At 72.2% G+C, this 15,918-nt stretch carries 18 protein-coding genes; 12 read left to right on the top strand and 6 right to left on the bottom strand.

Annotated features, from left to right (window positions below; translation table 11 throughout):
• Positions 1-16 precede the first annotated feature (16 nt).
• Positions 17-427 carry a PLD nuclease N-terminal domain-containing protein gene (locus AB0K35_RS21305; protein ID WP_238670971.1) on the top strand — a complete coding sequence of 137 codons (411 nt, stop codon included), beginning with the start codon at positions 17-19 and terminating at the stop codon, positions 425-427.
• 45 nt (positions 428-472) lie between these two features.
• Here AB0K35_RS21305 and AB0K35_RS21310 read toward each other — a convergent pair whose 3' ends face one another.
• Positions 473-2,095, bottom strand: a complete 1,623-nt coding sequence (locus tag AB0K35_RS21310) for an acetolactate synthase (RefSeq protein WP_238670970.1) — start codon at positions 2,093-2,095, stop codon at positions 473-475.
• Positions 2,096-2,245: 150 nt separating this feature from the next.
• On the bottom strand, positions 2,246-3,019 hold the full coding sequence (locus AB0K35_RS21315; RefSeq protein ID WP_363887045.1) for an enoyl-CoA hydratase-related protein: 774 nt from the start codon (positions 3,017-3,019) through the stop codon (positions 2,246-2,248).
• A gap of 98 nt (positions 3,020-3,117) precedes the next feature.
• Here AB0K35_RS21315 and AB0K35_RS21320 point away from each other — a divergent pair, with 98 nt between their 5' ends.
• The 4 genes from AB0K35_RS21320 (at position 3,118) to AB0K35_RS21335 (ending at position 5,675) form a co-directional block, all read left to right on the top strand.
• Positions 3,118-3,597, top strand: a complete 480-nt coding sequence (locus AB0K35_RS21320) for a DUF6232 family protein (protein ID WP_238670968.1) — start codon at positions 3,118-3,120, stop codon at positions 3,595-3,597.
• 430 nt (positions 3,598-4,027) lie between these two features.
• Positions 4,028-4,510, top strand: a complete 483-nt coding sequence (locus AB0K35_RS21325) for a DUF6232 family protein (protein WP_238670967.1) — start codon at positions 4,028-4,030, stop codon at positions 4,508-4,510.
• Complete coding sequence (locus AB0K35_RS21330) at positions 4,507-4,899, top strand: hypothetical protein (RefSeq protein WP_238670966.1); 393 nt, start codon at positions 4,507-4,509, stop codon at positions 4,897-4,899. The genes AB0K35_RS21325 and AB0K35_RS21330 overlap by 4 nt, the downstream gene beginning before the upstream one ends.
• Before the next feature lie 47 nt (positions 4,900-4,946).
• Complete coding sequence (locus tag AB0K35_RS21335; RefSeq protein WP_363887048.1) at positions 4,947-5,675, top strand: hypothetical protein; 729 nt, start codon at positions 4,947-4,949, stop codon at positions 5,673-5,675.
• Between the two features lie 45 nt (positions 5,676-5,720).
• Here the strand turns inward: AB0K35_RS21335 and AB0K35_RS21340 are convergent, their stop codons facing one another.
• Both AB0K35_RS21340 and AB0K35_RS21345 read right to left on the bottom strand, forming a co-directional pair.
• Positions 5,721-6,617 (bottom strand): ribokinase, encoded by an 897-nt coding sequence (locus AB0K35_RS21340; protein WP_238670964.1) that lies wholly within the window; start codon positions 6,615-6,617, stop codon positions 5,721-5,723.
• Positions 6,618-6,640: 23 nt separating this feature from the next.
• Complete coding sequence (locus AB0K35_RS21345; RefSeq protein WP_091397101.1) at positions 6,641-7,483, bottom strand: ABC transporter ATP-binding protein; 843 nt, start codon at positions 7,481-7,483, stop codon at positions 6,641-6,643.
• A 131-nt stretch (positions 7,484-7,614) separates the two neighbouring features.
• Here AB0K35_RS21345 and AB0K35_RS21350 point away from each other — a divergent pair, with 131 nt between their 5' ends.
• Together AB0K35_RS21350 and AB0K35_RS21355 are read left to right on the top strand one after the other, a co-directional pair.
• Positions 7,615-8,613 (top strand): ATP-binding cassette domain-containing protein, encoded by a 999-nt coding sequence (locus AB0K35_RS21350; protein WP_238670963.1) that lies wholly within the window; start codon positions 7,615-7,617, stop codon positions 8,611-8,613.
• A complete protein-coding gene (locus tag AB0K35_RS21355) occupies positions 8,610-9,620 on the top strand; it encodes an ABC transporter permease subunit (RefSeq protein ID WP_363887052.1) in 1,011 nt (336 codons plus the stop codon). The genes AB0K35_RS21350 and AB0K35_RS21355 overlap by 4 nt, the downstream gene beginning before the upstream one ends.
• Positions 9,621-9,741: 121 nt before the next feature.
• On the opposite strand, the gene AB0K35_RS21360 is transcribed toward AB0K35_RS21355, so the two are convergent.
• Positions 9,742-10,917, bottom strand: coding sequence for an ROK family transcriptional regulator (locus AB0K35_RS21360; RefSeq protein WP_238670961.1), 1,176 nt, complete (start codon positions 10,915-10,917; stop codon positions 9,742-9,744).
• A 168-nt stretch (positions 10,918-11,085) separates the two neighbouring features.
• Here AB0K35_RS21360 and AB0K35_RS21365 point away from each other — a divergent pair, with 168 nt between their 5' ends.
• The 4 genes from AB0K35_RS21365 to AB0K35_RS21380 all read left to right on the top strand — a co-directional run bounded on the left by AB0K35_RS21365 (position 11,086) and on the right by AB0K35_RS21380 (position 14,382).
• On the top strand, positions 11,086-12,540 hold the full coding sequence (locus tag AB0K35_RS21365) for a glycoside hydrolase family 3 N-terminal domain-containing protein (RefSeq protein ID WP_363887056.1): 1,455 nt from the start codon (positions 11,086-11,088) through the stop codon (positions 12,538-12,540).
• 135 nt (positions 12,541-12,675) lie between these two features.
• Positions 12,676-13,230 (top strand): hypothetical protein, encoded by a 555-nt coding sequence (locus AB0K35_RS21370; protein WP_238670959.1) that lies wholly within the window; start codon positions 12,676-12,678, stop codon positions 13,228-13,230.
• Complete coding sequence (locus tag AB0K35_RS21375) at positions 13,227-13,721, top strand: DCC1-like thiol-disulfide oxidoreductase family protein (protein WP_238670958.1); 495 nt, start codon at positions 13,227-13,229, stop codon at positions 13,719-13,721. Before AB0K35_RS21370 ends, AB0K35_RS21375 begins: the two co-directional genes overlap by 4 nt.
• Positions 13,684-14,382, top strand: coding sequence for a TetR family transcriptional regulator (locus AB0K35_RS21380; RefSeq protein WP_112582130.1), 699 nt, complete (start codon positions 13,684-13,686; stop codon positions 14,380-14,382). The genes AB0K35_RS21375 and AB0K35_RS21380 overlap by 38 nt, the downstream gene beginning before the upstream one ends.
• Before the next feature lie 364 nt (positions 14,383-14,746).
• Here the strand turns inward: AB0K35_RS21380 and AB0K35_RS21385 are convergent, their stop codons facing one another.
• Positions 14,747-15,409, bottom strand: a complete 663-nt coding sequence (locus AB0K35_RS21385; RefSeq protein WP_357366118.1) for a GNAT family N-acetyltransferase — start codon at positions 15,407-15,409, stop codon at positions 14,747-14,749.
• 170 nt (positions 15,410-15,579) lie between these two features.
• Between AB0K35_RS21385 and AB0K35_RS21390 the strand changes: the two genes are divergently transcribed.
• Complete coding sequence (locus AB0K35_RS21390) at positions 15,580-15,774, top strand: DNA repair protein (RefSeq protein WP_238670956.1); 195 nt, start codon at positions 15,580-15,582, stop codon at positions 15,772-15,774.
• Positions 15,775-15,918: the final 144 nt, after the last annotated feature.

Genomic DNA, 15,918 nt, shown 5'->3' on the forward strand with positions numbered 1-15,918 from the left:
GCGTCATCATGGGTGCATGGCCCGGCTTGGCGTACTCCTCTTCCTGGTGCAGATTGTCCTCGCCGTCTGCGCGCTGATCAGCTGCCTCTCCGCCGAGGAGGGCAAGATCCGTGCCCTTCCCCGGATCGCCTGGGTGCTGATCATCCTGTTCTTCCCGCTGGTCGGCTCGATCGCCTGGTTCATCGTCGGCCGCGAGCCCAGCCCCGGCGCCCGCAACGGCTGGCCGGGCGGCGGCGGCGAGCGGCAGCGCCCACGGCCGGTGGCTCCCGACGACGACCCGGAGTTCCTGCGCTCCGTCGAGGAACGCGCCCAGCAGCAGGACCAGGAGCTGTTCCAACGCTGGGAGGAAGACCTGCGGCGACGCGAGGACGACCTGCGCCGCCGCGACGGTGAGCCGCCGCGGGAGGGCGACCGACCGGAGGTGTGAACGCGCCGCCGCCGCCGCAGGGGCGACGGCGGCGGCGGGTGCGACTCAGGCCAGGTTCGACGACCGGGGGTACGCGTCGGTCGGGTCGGTGAGCACGTTCACCAGGTACGGCACCCCGGAGTCGAACGCCCGCTGGAGCGCCGGGCCCAGATCGGCCGCCTTGGCGACCGTCTCCCCCGCCCCGCCGAGCGCGCTGACCACCGTGTCGTAGCGCAGCTCCGGCTGGAGGTCGGCGGCCACGTCGTAGCCGTACATGGCCCGCATCGGGTGCTTCTCCAGCCCCCAGATGCCGTTATTGCCGACGACGATCACCACCGGCAGCTTCTGGCGGACCAGCGACTCGACGTCCATCAGCGAGAAGCCGGCCGCGCCGTCGCCCATCAGCACGCAGATCTGCCGGTCCGGGTGACTGACCCGGGCGCCCATCGCGTAACCCATGCCGGTGCCCAGGCAGCCGTACGGGCCCGGGTCCAGCCACGTGCCGGGCTGGGCCGGCTCCAGGTACCGTCCGGCGTACGACACGAAGTCGCCGCCGTCGCCGATGGTGATCGCGTCCGGGGCGAGCGCCCGACGCAGCTCGCCGTAGATACGGGCCGGTCGGATCGGGTCGGTCTCGGCGGCCATCTCCGCGGCGTCCCGAGCCTTCGCCGCGTCCTCGGCGACGCGCAGGTCGGCGATCCAGTCGGCGTGGTCGGCCCGATCGCCGGAGTGATCGGCCAGCGCGGAGAGGATCAGGCGCAGGTCACCGGCGGGCGCGACGGCCGGCTGGACGTGCGTCGCCCGCTGGCTGGGGGCGTCGACGATGTGCACCACCTTGGCGTCACCGAAGTCACCGAAGCTGAGCCGGAAGTCCAGCGGGGTGCCCACCACCACGACCACGTCGGCGCCGGAGAGCGCAGCCCGTCGGGCCTTGGCGAACGCCAGCGGGTGCTCCGGCGGGAGCGAGCCGCGACCCATGCCGTTGGTGAAGACCGGCACCTGCAACGCCTCGGCCGCCTCACGCAGCGCGGCGACCGCGTCGCCCGCGTACACGTCGGAGCCGGCGATGATGACCGGCCGCTGCGCACCGGCGATGAGCATCGCCGCGCGGCCGACCTCCTCCGGGTCCGGCGCGACCGGGTCGACACCCGTCACGGTGGGCAGCTCGGCCTCCGCGACCGAGAAGACCGTCTCCAGCGGGAAGTCGAGGAAGGCCGGGCCGCGGTGCGGGGTGAGCGCCGCGTTCAGCGCCGCACCCACCGCACGCGGGATGTCGTCGGTGCTGAACACCGTCTCGGCGTGCTTGGTGACCGGGGCGACCAGCGGCAGGTGGTCCATCTCCTGGAGGCTGCCCGAGCCCCAGCGGAACGCGGGCGCGCGCCCACCGAGCACCAGCACCGGCGAGGCGTTGAAGAACGCGCTGGTCATGCCGGAGATGCCGTTTGTGACACCGGGCCCGGCGGTGAGCACGGCGAGGCCGGGGCGGCGCTGGAGCTTGGCCACCGCCTCGGCGGCGAAGACCGCGGACTGCTCGTGCCGGACGTCGTAGATCGGGAAGTCGGTCTTGTACGCGGCGTCGTAGAGCGGGAAGACGTGCCCTCCGGACAGCGTGAACATCTCCCGTACGCCGTGCGCGCGTAGTGCCGCGAGCGCCAACTCGCCGCCGTGACCCTCGATCCGCTCCGTCATGTCGCTCCCATCGTCCGTGGCCGGGATCACAGGTTACCGGCCAGTCACATGGCCCTGCGACCGTGGCCCCGGCCACCGGACGTTGCCAAGGTCAGGGCGCCGCCGGGGCGGGCGGTGTCGGATCAGCGGCCCGGGTCGGGCGGTGTCGGATCAGCGGCCGGTGAAGCGCGGCTTGCGCTTCTCGACGAAGGCGGCCATGCCCTCGCGCCGGTCGTCGGTGGCGAACAGCGCCGCGAAGAGCTGACTCTCCCAGGCCAGGCCCGAGTTCAGATCCATGTCCAGGCCACCGTCGACAGCCAGCTTCGCCGCGCGCAGCGCCTGCACCGGCCCGGTCAGGTACGGGGTGATCAGCGCGACGGCGGTGTCGTACACCTCGGCGGCCGGGACGACCCGGTCGGCCAGGCCGATGCGCAGCGCTTCCTGCGCGTCCACCATCCGCCCCGACATGATCAGGTCCTTGGCGCGGGCCGGGCCGACCAGGCGGGCCAGCCGCTGGGTGCCGCCGGCACCCGGGATGATGCCCAGCTTGATCTCCGGCTGGCCGAGCTTGGCGTCCTCGGCGACCACCCGCCAGTCACAGGCCAACGCCAGCTCACAGCCGCCACCCAGGGCGTACCCGGTGATCGCAGCGACCACCGGCTTGGGGATCCGGGCGATCGCGCCGAGCGCGCTGGACAGGTTCGCCGCCCGATCGGCCATGTCCACGTAGGACATGTCGGCCATCTGCTTGATGTCGGCGCCGGCGGCGAAGACCTTCTCCCCGCCGTACACGATGACGGCGCGGACCTCGGGGTCGGCGGTGGCCGCCGTGGCGGCGGCGCGCAACTCCTCCTGCACCTGGGTGTTGAGCGCGTTCATCGGCGGCCGTTCCAGCCGGATCGTGCCGATGCCGTCAGTGGTCTCCAGCCGAACGAAGTCGCCCACGCTGCCCTCACTTCCTCGTCGAAGTCGCGTGCCAACCTTACGACCCGGCTCGTTTGGGTAAGTAGTGTGGTGTCAGCCCCGTGGGCGGGAGTCCAGCCATGATCACGTATTACGACGACAAGTCGGTGCAGGTCACCTCCACCACCCTCCGTGTCGACGGTCGCAGCTACCAGCTGGCCGACATCACGATGATCTGGCACCGCCGTGGCACCCGTTCCTGGCGCGTGCTGGTGGGGCGGGGTGCGATCGGTGCCGCGCTCGCCGGCCCGCTGGTCGCCGCGGTGCTCGGCATCGGTGTGGCCGTCTGGCTGCACCGCTCACCCACAGTGACGATCGCGATAGTCGGCGCGTCGGTGCTGGTCGGGTTGGCCGTCGGGCCGGTCGCCGACTTCCTCTTCGAACACCTGGACCGCTCGTACGCCCGGGGCAGCCGCCAACTGGAGATCTGGGCCCGTTGGCGGGGTCAGCCGGTGCGTCTGCTGCGCACCGGTGACGCGCTGCGCTTCGGGCAGATCTACCGGGCGGTGCAGCGCGCGGTGGAGCACAGCCAACCGGCCCGCCCCGGCACCCGCCGCTAGTCAGCCTGGTTCCGCCGCACGTCCCGACCTGACCGAGGGCCGGTCCCCACCGGTGAGACCGGCACAGCGGGCGCGGCGTTCCCGCAGCGGGCGCGCGGGCGCGGCGTTCCCGCAGCGGGCGCGCGGGCGCAACGTTCCCGCAGCGCCTATGGAGCTGATATCGAAAACGAATCGGACCGAGGGCCTGCGGTGCCGCTGTGCCGTACCGCCGCAGTTCGCAAGGCCACGGCCCGGCGGGGCGGGGCGCGGCGGGGCGCGGCGGACGCGCGATGTCGCAGACGATTCAGCTCCAAAGGACCGCCGCAACACCACCGCTACCGTCGGGCGGCCCGTCGGATCCTCTGCGAGGAAGCGCCGATCTTCTGCGAAGAAGGCCAAGCGCCGCGGTCCGCGCGAGGCGAGGTTTGCCTGGCGGTGGTTAGGCTTAGTGATGACCCTCTATTACCGGGACGACGCGGTGCAGGTGACCTCCGAGTCGATCCGGGCGGGCGGTCAGGTGATCGCCCTGTCCGACGTGACGTTCGTCTGGCACGCCCGGGGGCAGAAAACTCTCGCCGTGCGCGGCCGTGTGCTGGGGCGCGGTGTCCTGGTCCTGCTGCTCTCGCTGCCGCCGCTGGTCGCCGTGGTCTGCGTGCTGTCGCTGGCCTGGTCGGCTCAGGATCGGGGCAACTGGCAGCTGGCGCTGATCATCCTCGCCGCCTGCGCGGTCGGGGCGCTGGTGTCGCTGCCGTTCCTGGAGATCCCCCTCGGCTGGCTGGACCGCTCCTACGAACGCGGCAGCCACGTGCACGAGTTGTGGGTGCAGCACCACGGCCGGGAGGATCTGCTGGTGCGCACCCCGGACGCGCTACGGTTCGGGCAGATCTACCGGGCCGTGCAGCGCGCCGTCGAACAGCAGGGGGACCATCGATGACCACCCGTCGCGGCGGCGAGGCAGTCGCGCTGGCCGGCCTGCTCGCGGCGGCCGGCGTCACCCACCTGCTGCGACCCGGCGTCTACGACCCGATCGTGCCGCGCGTCCTGCCCGGCCCGCCCCGATTCTGGACGTACGCCAGCGGCGTCGCCGAACTGGCGGTGGCGGCGACGGTCGCGAACCCGGCCACCCGGCGGGCCGGCGGTCGGGCCGCCGCCGCACTCTTCGTCGCCGTCCTACCGGCGAACGTGAAGATGGCAGTGGACTGGCGCGAGCGCCGCCCGACGAAGCGGGCCATCGCGTACGGCAGGGTGCCGTTGCAGGTGCCGCTGATCTGGTGGGCGCTGCGGGTGGCCCGCGCCGCCACCGCCGGTCGACGGCCCCGCTGACCGGCTCCGTCGGGCGGTTGTGGTGCGGCCGACGCACACTTGACCCCATGGCGATTCCCCTCCCCACCCCGGCCGCCGTGGTCGGCCTGACCCGCTCCGCTCTCGACCAGGCGCTCGGCTCCGCGGCCTCGATGGCGGCCGTGCCCGCCCGCGCGTTCGCCGTACTGGACGGGGTGGAGGTGCTGCTGGCCCGGATCAACGGCGTGGTCGACCGGATCGAAACGACACTGGATCGGACCGATCAGGTGCTCACCGACGCCGAGGCCGCGGTCCGCGAGGTGGCAGTCATCAGCGCCGCCGCGATCACCGCCATCGACACCGCGACCGAGGTGGCCACCGCCGCCGCAGTGGTGGTCGCGGAGGCCGACCGGGTCTCCCGGGTGGCAGGCACTGTGGTCGCCGAGGCCGACCGGGTCGCGAACCGCGCTGCCACCACGGTGGGCACCGCGACGGAGGCCGCCGCCACGGCGGCAGAACTGCTGGCGGCGTACGAGCCGGCGTTGCGCCGGGCCGCGCCGATGGCCGGGCGGTTCGTGGAGGAGCTGAGCCACGAGGAGATCAGCGCGGCGATCCACCTGATCGACGAGTTGCCGAAGCTCAAGGAACACCTGACGGCGGACATCCTGCCGATCCTGGCCACGCTGGACCGGGTCGGGCCGGACCTGCACGACCTGCTGGACGTGACCCGCGACCTGAAGCTCGCCGTGGCCGGCATCCCCGGGTTGGGCATGCTGCGCCGACGCGGCGAGAAGCTCACCGACGAGCCCGTCGCCTGACGACCGGCCCGCACGGGCGAGCCGGCCGGTGTGCTGCGGGTGCGGTCAGGCAGGTACGTACAGCTCGTCGATCTCGGCGCGTTGCGGTAGCGCCACCGAGGCCCCGAGCTTACGAACGCAGGCAGCGCCGGCCGCCGACGCCCAGCGCACCGCGTCGACCAGGTCGCGCCCTTCGCCCCAGCCGACGGCCAGCGCGGCGGTGAACGCGTCACCGGCGGCGGTGGAGTCGACCACGTCGACAGGTACCGCCGGCACGTGCACCTCGGTGCCGTCCCGGTCGACGTACCAGGCGCCCTCACCGCCAAGAGTGAGCACGGCCCGGGGGGTCAGGTCGAGCAGCGCGCGCGGCTCCTCCCGACCCCGGCCGGCGAGCGCCTGCGCCTCACCCTCGTTGACTACCAGCAGGTCCACGGCGGCGAGCAACTCGGGTGGGAGGTCCCGCGCCGGTGCGGCGTTCAGGATGACCCTGGTGCCGGCCTCGCGGGCGGCCACCGCGGCGGCCGCCACGGTCTGCACCGGGATCTCCAGTTGGGCGACGAGGACGTCCGCCGCACGCACAGTGGTCAGCTCCTCCTCGGTGAGGCCGACCAGGGCGTCGTTCGCGCCCGGGGTGACCACTATGGCGTTCTCCCCCTGGGCGTTGACCATCACCAGCGCCACTCCGGAGGCGCCGTAGACCACCCGAAGCTGACTGGTGTCCACGCCGGCCGCGGTGATGCGGGCCTTGAGGGTGACGCCGAAGGCGTCCGAGCCGATCGCGCCGAGGAAGGCGCAGGAGGCGCCGGCCCGGACCGCGGCCACGGCCTGGTTGGCGCCCTTGCCGCCGGGCACCATCACGAAGTCGGTGCCGAGCATGGTCTCGCCCTGTCGAGGCAGCGCGGGTGCCATCGCGACCAGGTCCATGTTGGCGCTGCCCACCACGGCAACCCGGGTCTGCGGCACGGCCGTCTCCGCCCTTCCGGCGCTCAGGCGGCGCGAGCCGTGAAGCGGTCGCCCGACCGCTCGACCACAAGTGGCAGCCCGAAGGTCTTGGAGAGGTTGTCACCGGTCAGCGTCTCGGCGAGCAGGCCCTGGGCGACCACCCCACCCTCGCGCAGCAGCATCGCGTGGGTGAACCCGGGCGGGATCTCCTCGACGTGGTGGGTGACCAGCACCATCGCCGGGGCGTCCGGGTCGTACGCCAGCTCGGCCAGACGGGCGACCAGGTCTTCCCGACCGCCCAGGTCGAGCCCGGCCGCGGGCTCGTCGAGCAGCAGCAGCTCCGGGTCGGTCATCAGGGCACGGGCGATCTGCACCCGCTTGCGCTCACCCTCGGAGAGGGTCCCGTAGCGGCGTTCGGCGAGCCCACCGACGCCGAGTTGACTCAGCAGTGCCCGCGCCCGCGCCTCGTCGCCACGGTCGTAGTTCTCCCGCCAACGGCCGACCACCGACCAGGCGGCGGTCACCACCACGTCGCTGACCCGCTCGTCGGCGGGCAGCCGCTCGGCGATCGCGGCGGTGGTGAGCCCGATCCGGGTACGCAGCTCGTTGACGTCGGTGCGGCCGATCCGCTCGCCGAGCACGTGCGCGACACCAGTGGTGGGGTGCAGCCGACCGGCGGCGAGGTTGAGCAGAGTGGTTTTGCCGGCACCGTTGGAGCCGAGCACGACCCACCGCTCGTCCAGTTCGACGCGCCAGGTCAGGTCCTGTAGGAGGGCGGTGCCAGAGCGGCGTACGCCGACGCCGTCGAGGCTGACCACCAGATCCGGGTCCACGAAAGCGGCGGCAGGCGCGGCGCCGGCAGCGCCGGGGATCAGGTCACCAGTCACCACACCATCCAACCACGCAGCGCCTCGGTGCCCCCCATGGGCGGCACCTCAGCCATAGGGTGAAGCGCCGTGTCGTTGATCACCAAGCCCGAAGGACGGCCCATGCCCCGCCGACGTACGGAGCCGCGCGGATGAGCGCGGTCATCGAAATCGAGGGTCTGCGCAAGACCTTCCACAGCCTGCGCAGCGGCCGACGGGTGGCGGTGGACGGGTTCGATCTGCTGGTCGAGGCGGGCCAGGTCCACGGTTTCCTGGGCCCCAACGGCTCGGGCAAGACCACCACCCTGCGGGCCCTGCTCGGGCTGGTACGCGCCGACAGCGGCCGGATGACGGTGCTCGGCGAACCGTCGCCGGAGCTGCTGCCCCGGGTGGCGGGTCAGGTCGGCGCAATCGTGGAGAGCCCGCAGTTCTTCGGCAACTTCACCGGCCACCGCACGCTGCGGTTGTTGGCCCGCGCCGGTGGGGTGCCGGTCTCGCGGGTGGACGAGGTGCTGGATCTGGTGGGCCTGTACGACCGGGGCGATGAGCGGGTGAAGGGCTATTCGCTGGGCATGAAGCAGCGTCTGGCGGTGGCGTCCGCGCTGTTGAAGGACCCGCGGTTGCTGATCCTGGACGAGCCGGCGAACGGGCTGGACCCGGCGGGCATCCGGGAGATGCGCGACCTGACGCGGTCGCTGGCGGCCAACGGGGTGACAGTGCTGGTGTCCAGTCACATCCTGGGCGAGATCCAGCTGATCTGTGACCACGTCACGATCATCTCCCGGGGGCGGCGGGTCGCTACCGGTCGGGTGGACGAGGTGCTGGCGGGCCACGACCGGCACGAGTTCCTGGTCCGGGTGGCCGAGCCGGAGCGGGCCGTCGAGCTGCTGCACGCGGCCGAGCTGACGGCGGTCGTGGACGGCGCAGCGTTGGTGGTGAGCGGGGTGGACGACCCGACGGTGGTCAGCCGGGTGCTCGGTGAGCAGGGTCTGTGGGTGGGCGAGCTGACGCCGCTGCGGCCGGATCTGGAGAGCGTCTTCCTGGAGCTGACCGGCGCGTACGAGCATTCGTCGGTGCCCCGGCAGGTCGGCGACTCGTCGCTGCCGCAGGGCGAAGCTGTGATCGACCTCGATCGGGGAGTGGACGCGTGAACCTGGTGCGTGCCGAGTTGGAGCGACTGTCCGCGCGTCGCTTCGTGCAGCTCATGGTCGTCCTGTTGGTGTTGGCGTTCGCCGTCACGGCGGCGACGACGCTCGCCGGTTCCCACAAGCCGACCGCCACTGAACTGAACTCGGCGCGGCAGCAGGCCGTCGACGCGCGACGGAGTATGGAGACCACGCACCAGGAGTGCCTGGCCCGCCTGCAGGAAAGGTCGCCGACCGACACGAGCGAGTATTTCGCCGACTGCGCGGACCTCGACCCGATCCGGCAGGACCGGCTGCCGATCGCCGCCGACTTCCTGCCGGGGGTGTTCAGCTTCGCTGAGCAGGCCGAGTCGTTGCTCCATTTCCTGATCGCGTTCCTGGTGCTGTTCGGGTTCCTGGTCGGCGCCTCCTACATCGGCGCGGATCTGAACTCGGGCGGTGTGGTGAATCTGCTGCTCTGGCGACCGCGCCGGTTGACTGTGCTCGCGGCCAAGTTGGGCACCCTGCTGGGCTCGGTGCTGGTGCTGTCCCTGCTGGCGTCGGTGGCCTACCTCGCCACGTTCTGGATGATCGGGCAGAGCGCCGGGTTGCCGGGCCGGCTGGACGACGGCTTCTGGCGTTCGCTCGGTGCGGTGCACGGACGGGGCCTGGTGTTGGTGCTGCTGGCCTCGGCTGTGGGCTTCGCGATCGCCACGCTGGGTCGGCACACCTCTGCGGCGCTGGGGGCAGTGGCGGCGTACGCGGTGGTGTGGGAGTTGGGCGGCCGTCTGGTGTTGGAGATCATCGACGTCCGACGGTCGGACCAACTGATGCTCTCCAGCTACATCGGGGCGTGGCTCAGTGGCGAGTCGCGGTTCTTCGATCCGCGGCTCTGTGCCGGCACCTCGGGTACCGGCTACTGCTCGGGCCTCTACAGCCTGACCTGGGGCCCGGCGCTGCTGGTGCTGGTCGCGGTGACCGGCGGGCTGACCGCGGCGGCGTTCGCCGTGTTCCGTCGCCGCGACCTGATCTGAGTTTCGGTCCGCCGGGGGGCTGACGCGGCCTTCGGGCTCCCCCGGCGGGCCGGAACCGGCAAGAGCTTGCGACTAACCATGCAGCGGTGAAATATTCCTTCATGTGACCGCCGCGACGGGCTCAGCCGACGGTGGAGCCGAACACCTCGTCGCGTACCGCGTCCAGGGCGGTGCGCAGCGCGCCGTGCAGGATCGGCTCCTCGGTCAGCCCGGTCGGCACCACTCGCGGCTGGACCAGGGTGATCGCCGCGACCTCCTGCTGCACCCGGTCGGCGAGCGCCGCGCCACCGGCCTGGCCGACCTCACCGGCGAGCACTACCAGCGGTGGGTCCAGCACCACGCAGGTGCTGGCCACGCCGAGCGCGAGCCGACGGGCCAGTTCGTCGAGCATCGGACCACCGTCGGCACCGGCCGCGACGGCCGCGCGGACCGCCTCGGCAGCGTCGGCGTCCGGGTAGCCGTGCTCGCGGGCCACAGCGCGCACCGAGTCCGCACCGATCAGCTGCTGGAAGGCCGGCTTGGCACGACGGGAGACGTCGCGCGGAATGGGCGCGCCGGGCACCGGCAGGTAGCCGATCTCGCCGGCCGCGCCGCTGCTGCCGTGGTGCAACCGCCCGCCCAGCATGATCGCCAGACCGACGCCGGCGCCCACCCAGACCAGTACGAAGTCCGACAACCCCTGCGCTGCGCCGGACTGCGCCTCGGCCACCGCGGCCAGGTTGACGTCGTTCTCGAAGACCACCGGTGTGTGCAGGTCGTCCCGCAACGCGGCGAGCAGACCGCTGTGCCAGCGCGGCAGATTGAAGGCGAAGGTGATGTCGCCGGTGCCGGGGTCGACCAGGCCCGGCGTGCCGAGCACGATCCGTCGTACGCTGCTCAGCTGCGCCTGGGCGCTGCTCGCCGCCTGCACGACGGCGTTGTGCACCACGCCCACCGGGTCGTCGGTGTCCCGGGTCGACTGCTCCACCCGGCCGATGACCGCACCGGTGATGTCGGCGCAGGCGGCCACCACCCGGTCCGGCCCGACGTCCACGCCGACCACGTGCGCGCTGCCCGGGCGGACGGCGTAGAGCTGGGCGTTCGGCCCCCGCCCGCCGGCCTGCTCGCCGACCCGCGCGACGAGGCCGCGCTCCTCCAGCCGCTCCACCAGTTGCGAGGCGGTGACCTTCGACAGCCCGGTCAGCTCGCCGAGTCGAGCCCGGGTCAGCGGGCCGCGTTCGAGGAGCAGTTCCAGCGCGGCACGGTCGTTGAGCGCCCGCAACAGACGGGGGGTGCCGGGCAGCCGGGTCGCACTCATGACACGTCCTCTAGTTTTAGTAAACTTTGCTAACTGTAAACCTACCTGCGAACGGGTAGCCGTAGCGTAACGGCCACTCGACTGTGGGACGCTCCGCCAAGTCGGCAGGGCCAGGACCCCACCGGTACGACGTTTCGTACCCGCGGGGCACCGAAGGGGGAAGATCACGTGGGGTTGGATCCAGGACTGCGCCGGCTCGCGCTGGGCACGCTGCTGGCCGCGTACCCGGGACCGGTCCCGCCCGACTGGGCGGTCGACCTGCTGGCCGACGGGCTGGCCGGGCACACCCTGTTCGGCACCAACGTGCACGACCCCGCGCAGGTGGCGGCGAGCACCGCAGCGCTGCGCGCCGGTCGACCCGACGCGCTGATCGCGATCGACGAGGAGGGTGGCGACGTGACCCGGCTGGCGCACGCCACCGGCAGCCCGTACCCCGGTAACGCCGCCCTCGGTGCGATCGGCGACGTGGCGCTCACCCGACGGGTCTACCAGTCGATCGGCGCCGAACTGGCCGCGCTCGGCATCACCGTCAACCTCGCCCCCACTGTCGACGTCAACACCGCCGACGACAACCCGGTGATCGGCACCCGGTCCTTCGGCGCGGATCCGGTGCGGGTGGCCGCCCACTCGGCCGCCGCCGTGGCCGGGTTGCAGGCCGCCGGCGTGGCCGCCTGCGCCAAGCACTTCCCCGGGCACGGCGCCACGGTCACCGACTCCCACCACGAACTGCCCACAGTGGACGCTCCGCTGGGCCTGCTCCGCCAGCGGGACCTGCCGCCGTTCGCGGCAGTCGTCGCCGCCGGGGCGCGGGCCGTGATGACCGCGCACATCCGGGTGCCGGCGCTCACCGGCGCCGACCCGGCCACCTTCAGCCGGGCCGTCCTTGTCGACCTGCTGCGCACCGAGTACGGCTTCACCGGCACCGTCATCACCGACGCGCTGGAGATGAAGGGTGCCGCGGTGGCCGCCGGCGGGGTCGGGCCGGCCGCGGTCCGGGCCCTGAGCGCGGGTGCCGACCTGCTCTGCATCGGCGCGAAGGTGGACGCCGAACTGGTCGAGCGGGTGGCCGCCGAGATCGTCGACGCGCTCGCCGACGGCCGGCTGGCAATTGCGCGGGTCGAGGAGGCGGCCGGCCGCGCCGCCGATCTCGCCGCCTGGACCCGGGCCGCCAGCGGGTCGCCGGTCACCGGCGACACCGAGCTGGGGTACGCGGCGGCGCGCCGGGCGGTCCGGGTGGACGGCCTGCTCACTGGCCTGGAGCAGCCACTGGTGGTGCAACTGCACACCGAGTCGACGATCGCCGAGGGTCGGGTGCCGTGGGGCCTCGGTCCGCACCTGGACGGGGTGCCGGAGATCCGGGTGATCGCCGCCGAGACCGACCCGGACACGCTGCGCGGATTGGCGGGCGACCGTCCCATCGTGCTGGTCGGGCGACACCTGCACCGGCTGCCCGGCGGCCCGGAGCTGATCGCCGACCTGGCCGCCCAGCACCCCGTGACAGTGGTGGAGATGGGCTGGCCGGCACAGTGGCGGCCAGCAGGCGTCCGCGCCTTCGTCACCACCTACGGCGCGAGCCACGCCAACGGTCGCGCAGCGGCCGAGGTGCTCGGTCTGGCCGGCTGAGCCACGGCGTTTTCCGGCCGGGCGGAGACGCTCGGCCGGGTGTCGCGCTCCAGCGCCGCGCAGGAGTGTCCACAGTCACTGGTCGCCACTTCTTGAACATGTTCAACAACGGCCCTAGTCTGATGACATCGGTAGTTGAACACGTTCAAGAAGGGCGTCCACATGGACATCAAGGTCTGGATGTACGTGATCTACCTGGCGGTCAGCGTCGGCCTGACCATCTGGGTGGCGCGAGCGCTGTCCCGCAACGGGCTGGTCTTCCTGGAGGAGGTCTTCGCCGAGAAGCGACTCGCCCAAGCGGTCAACAGCCTCCTGGTGGTCGGGTTCTACCTGCTCAACCTCGGCTACGTCACGGTGGCGATGAAGCACTCCGACCCAGTCGATTCGACAAGCCAGGCCATGGAGGAGCTGTCCCTCAAGATCGGCCTGGTGCTGCTGGTGCTCGGCGCGCTGCACTTCTTCAACGTCTTCGCGCTCGGCCGCTACCGCCGAAACCGACTCCGCCAGCTCGCCACCCACCCCCCGCTCGCCCCGATCGGCCGACTCCCCATGCAGTCCGCCCCTCCCGGATCGCAGTTGGTCGGCGCGTACCCGGGCGGACCACAGCCGACCGGCGCGCACCCGACCGGACCTCAGCCGGCCGGTCCGCAGCCGGGCGTCGGCCCGACGAACAACCCACCAACCCGATGACAGTGCCCCCGACCGGTGGCGGCGGTCGGCTCCCGGATCCCACCGCTCACTCCGGCGGTGGGATCCGGGGGTTCACCGTCCTGTTCGACGCGGCCTGCCCACTCTGCCGCGCCGCCCGCCGCTGGTTGTCGTCCCGCGCCCAGCTCGTACCCCTGGAGTTCGTGCCGGCCGGGTCCGCCGAGGCCCGGCGGCGCTTCCCCGGCCTGGACCACGACGCGACGCTGCGCGACCTCACGGTGATCGCCGACACCGGCGAGGTGTACGCGGGCGACGGCGCCTGGTTCGCCTGCCTCTGGGCGCTGACCGACCACCGGTCCACTGCCGAGCGGCTGGCCCGACCACACCTGCTGCCCCTCGCCCGGCAGACGGTGGCCGCCGCCTCGGCGATCCGGGAGCGGATCCGCGACCCGTGGGCCGAGCCGACCGACGAACCGGCGGGATACGGTGACCCCGATGACCGAACAGCCTGCGCAGACGACCACTGCGGGTGACCCAGCCACCGCCCGAGGCGAGCAGACCCGGCAGCTGATCCGGGACACCGCGATGCGGCTGTTCCGCGAACGCGGGTACGCCCAGACCACGATGCGGGCGATCGCGCAGGAGGCCGGCGTGGCGGTCGGCAACGCCTACTACTACTTCGGTTCCAAGGACCACCTGATTCAGGAGTTCTACGCCCAGTCCCAGGTCGAGCACCGGGCCGCCGCGCAGCCCGTGCTCGACCGGGAGGAGGCGTTCGGTCCCCGGCTCGCCGGGGTGCTGCACGCGGGGATCGACGTGTTGACTCCCTCACACGGATTCGCGGCGACCTTCTTCAAGACGGCGGCGGAGCCCACCTCCCCGTTGAGCCCCTTCTCCGCTGAGTCCTCAGGCCCCCGACAGGCGGCCATCGACCTCTTCGGCGAGGTGTTGACCGGATCGACGGCCAAGGTCGACGCCGAACTGCGCCCACAGCTGCCCGAGCTGCTCTGGCTCGCGTACATGGGCGTGATCCTCTACTGGGTGCACGACCGATCGCCGGGCCAGACCAAGACCCGCCAGCTCATCGACGGGGCCGTACCACTGATCGATCGGCTCGTGGCGCTGTCCCGGCTCCGGGTCCTGCGGCCGGTGACCCGCCAGGTGCTCGACCTGATTCGCACGCTCCGTCACTGATCCGGCCGGCTCCTTCGGCCGGCGAAGCAGCAGGTCAAGTCCACTTTTCGACACTCCGAACCGACAGCTTCAACCTTGCCCCGAGCCTGTTCGATACGTAGCGTGATCGACACGTAGCGGCACGCCGCTACACCCGGAACCGGGGCCTGGGGGGAGGTTGCGGACCGTGGATCCGGCCCGGGATCCACGGTCCGCGCCCAATGCCCGTTCAGCGCCCCGCCCCACCCCGCCCCGCAACCCCGCCCTCCCGCCCTCCCGCCCTCCCGCGCCGATCTTGCAGTCTCGGTTGCCGAGATGCATGAAATGCCCGCCATGTCGCAACAGAAAGTGCAAGATCGCGGGCCTCTACAGCTTCGGGCCTTGCTCAGCGCGGATAGACCCCGTACGCGCGCCAGCCCCGGTCCGGAAAACCGGCCGCTTCGGCGACCCGGGCCGAGGCGTGATTGTCCCGCTCGTGCAGGTAGGTGGGGACCGCCCCCTCGTCGAGCACCCGCCGCGCCGCCTGCGCCACCAGCCGACGGGCGAGGCCGCGCCCCTGGGCGGCCGGCACGGTGCCAACTGCCAACTCGTGCCCGTACGCGTCGTGCCGCTTGATCCCGGCACCGGCCAGATAGCCGCCGTCCGGGTCACGGACCACCAGCACCGGCCTGTCGAAGAGTCGCAGCCACGGCGGCAGCCCGGTGGCGGTCGGCTCGGTCCACTCCCCCACGTCGGGCAGCGGGGCGGGCGACACGCTCCACCGGAAGGGGCCGTCGTGTACGCAGAATTCGGGCCGGCCGACGGCCTCCGGCAACGCGGCGAGCAAGCGAGCCGGCGTACGGCGAACCAGCGCGCGGATCGCCGCCACACGGTCCGGCGCCACGGAGAGCACGGCACTCTGCCCGGTGTCCACGGCGAGCGCGGGGCGTAGCCGGCCGTCCCAGGCCGGTTCGGCCCGGCGCTGCGAGGCGACCACGTGCAACCCCGGCCCGGCCGGCCACTGGCCGAGCCAGGTGGCCAGGTGCAGGTGCAGTCGCCGGTCGAGCATGCGCACCTCCCCGCGTCACCCGACCCGTCGTCGATCACCGTACGCCGGACGGCGGGGCCGGGCGCAGGATACGTCAGGGCCGAACGGGAAAGGGTGCCGGAACCGGGCGGGCAGATCGACCGTCATATGTATTTCCATATCTGGACACCTTTGTTTGGGACGGTGAACGCATGCCGATTCAGCCGAGCGACCACTACCAGCAGGACCCTGAGCGACTCTGGCAGGCGGCGGAGGCCGTCGGAGGCAATCCGCCCCAGCCGCGCTACCGGAACCCTCGGACAATCGGCGGCGGTGCCCTGTCGTGGGCCGGCCTGAACAAGCTGTCCGTCGGCAGCTCCGGTAGGCACCGCCTGAACAACCACTGACGCAGCAACGAGTGGGTGGTGGCACCGACGGGCAGCCTCTGACGTTCGCCCGGGGGCCGACACACCGGAGGAGGTCCAGCGGCGGCTTTCGCACACCTGTCGGGTAATTTCTTGTGGTCCGCCATCCCGGCCTACGACAGGAGA

It is taken from the genome of Micromonospora sp. NPDC053740, from assembly GCF_040677775.1.
Taxonomy (GTDB): Bacteria; Actinomycetota; Actinomycetes; order Mycobacteriales; family Micromonosporaceae; genus Micromonospora; species Micromonospora alfalfae.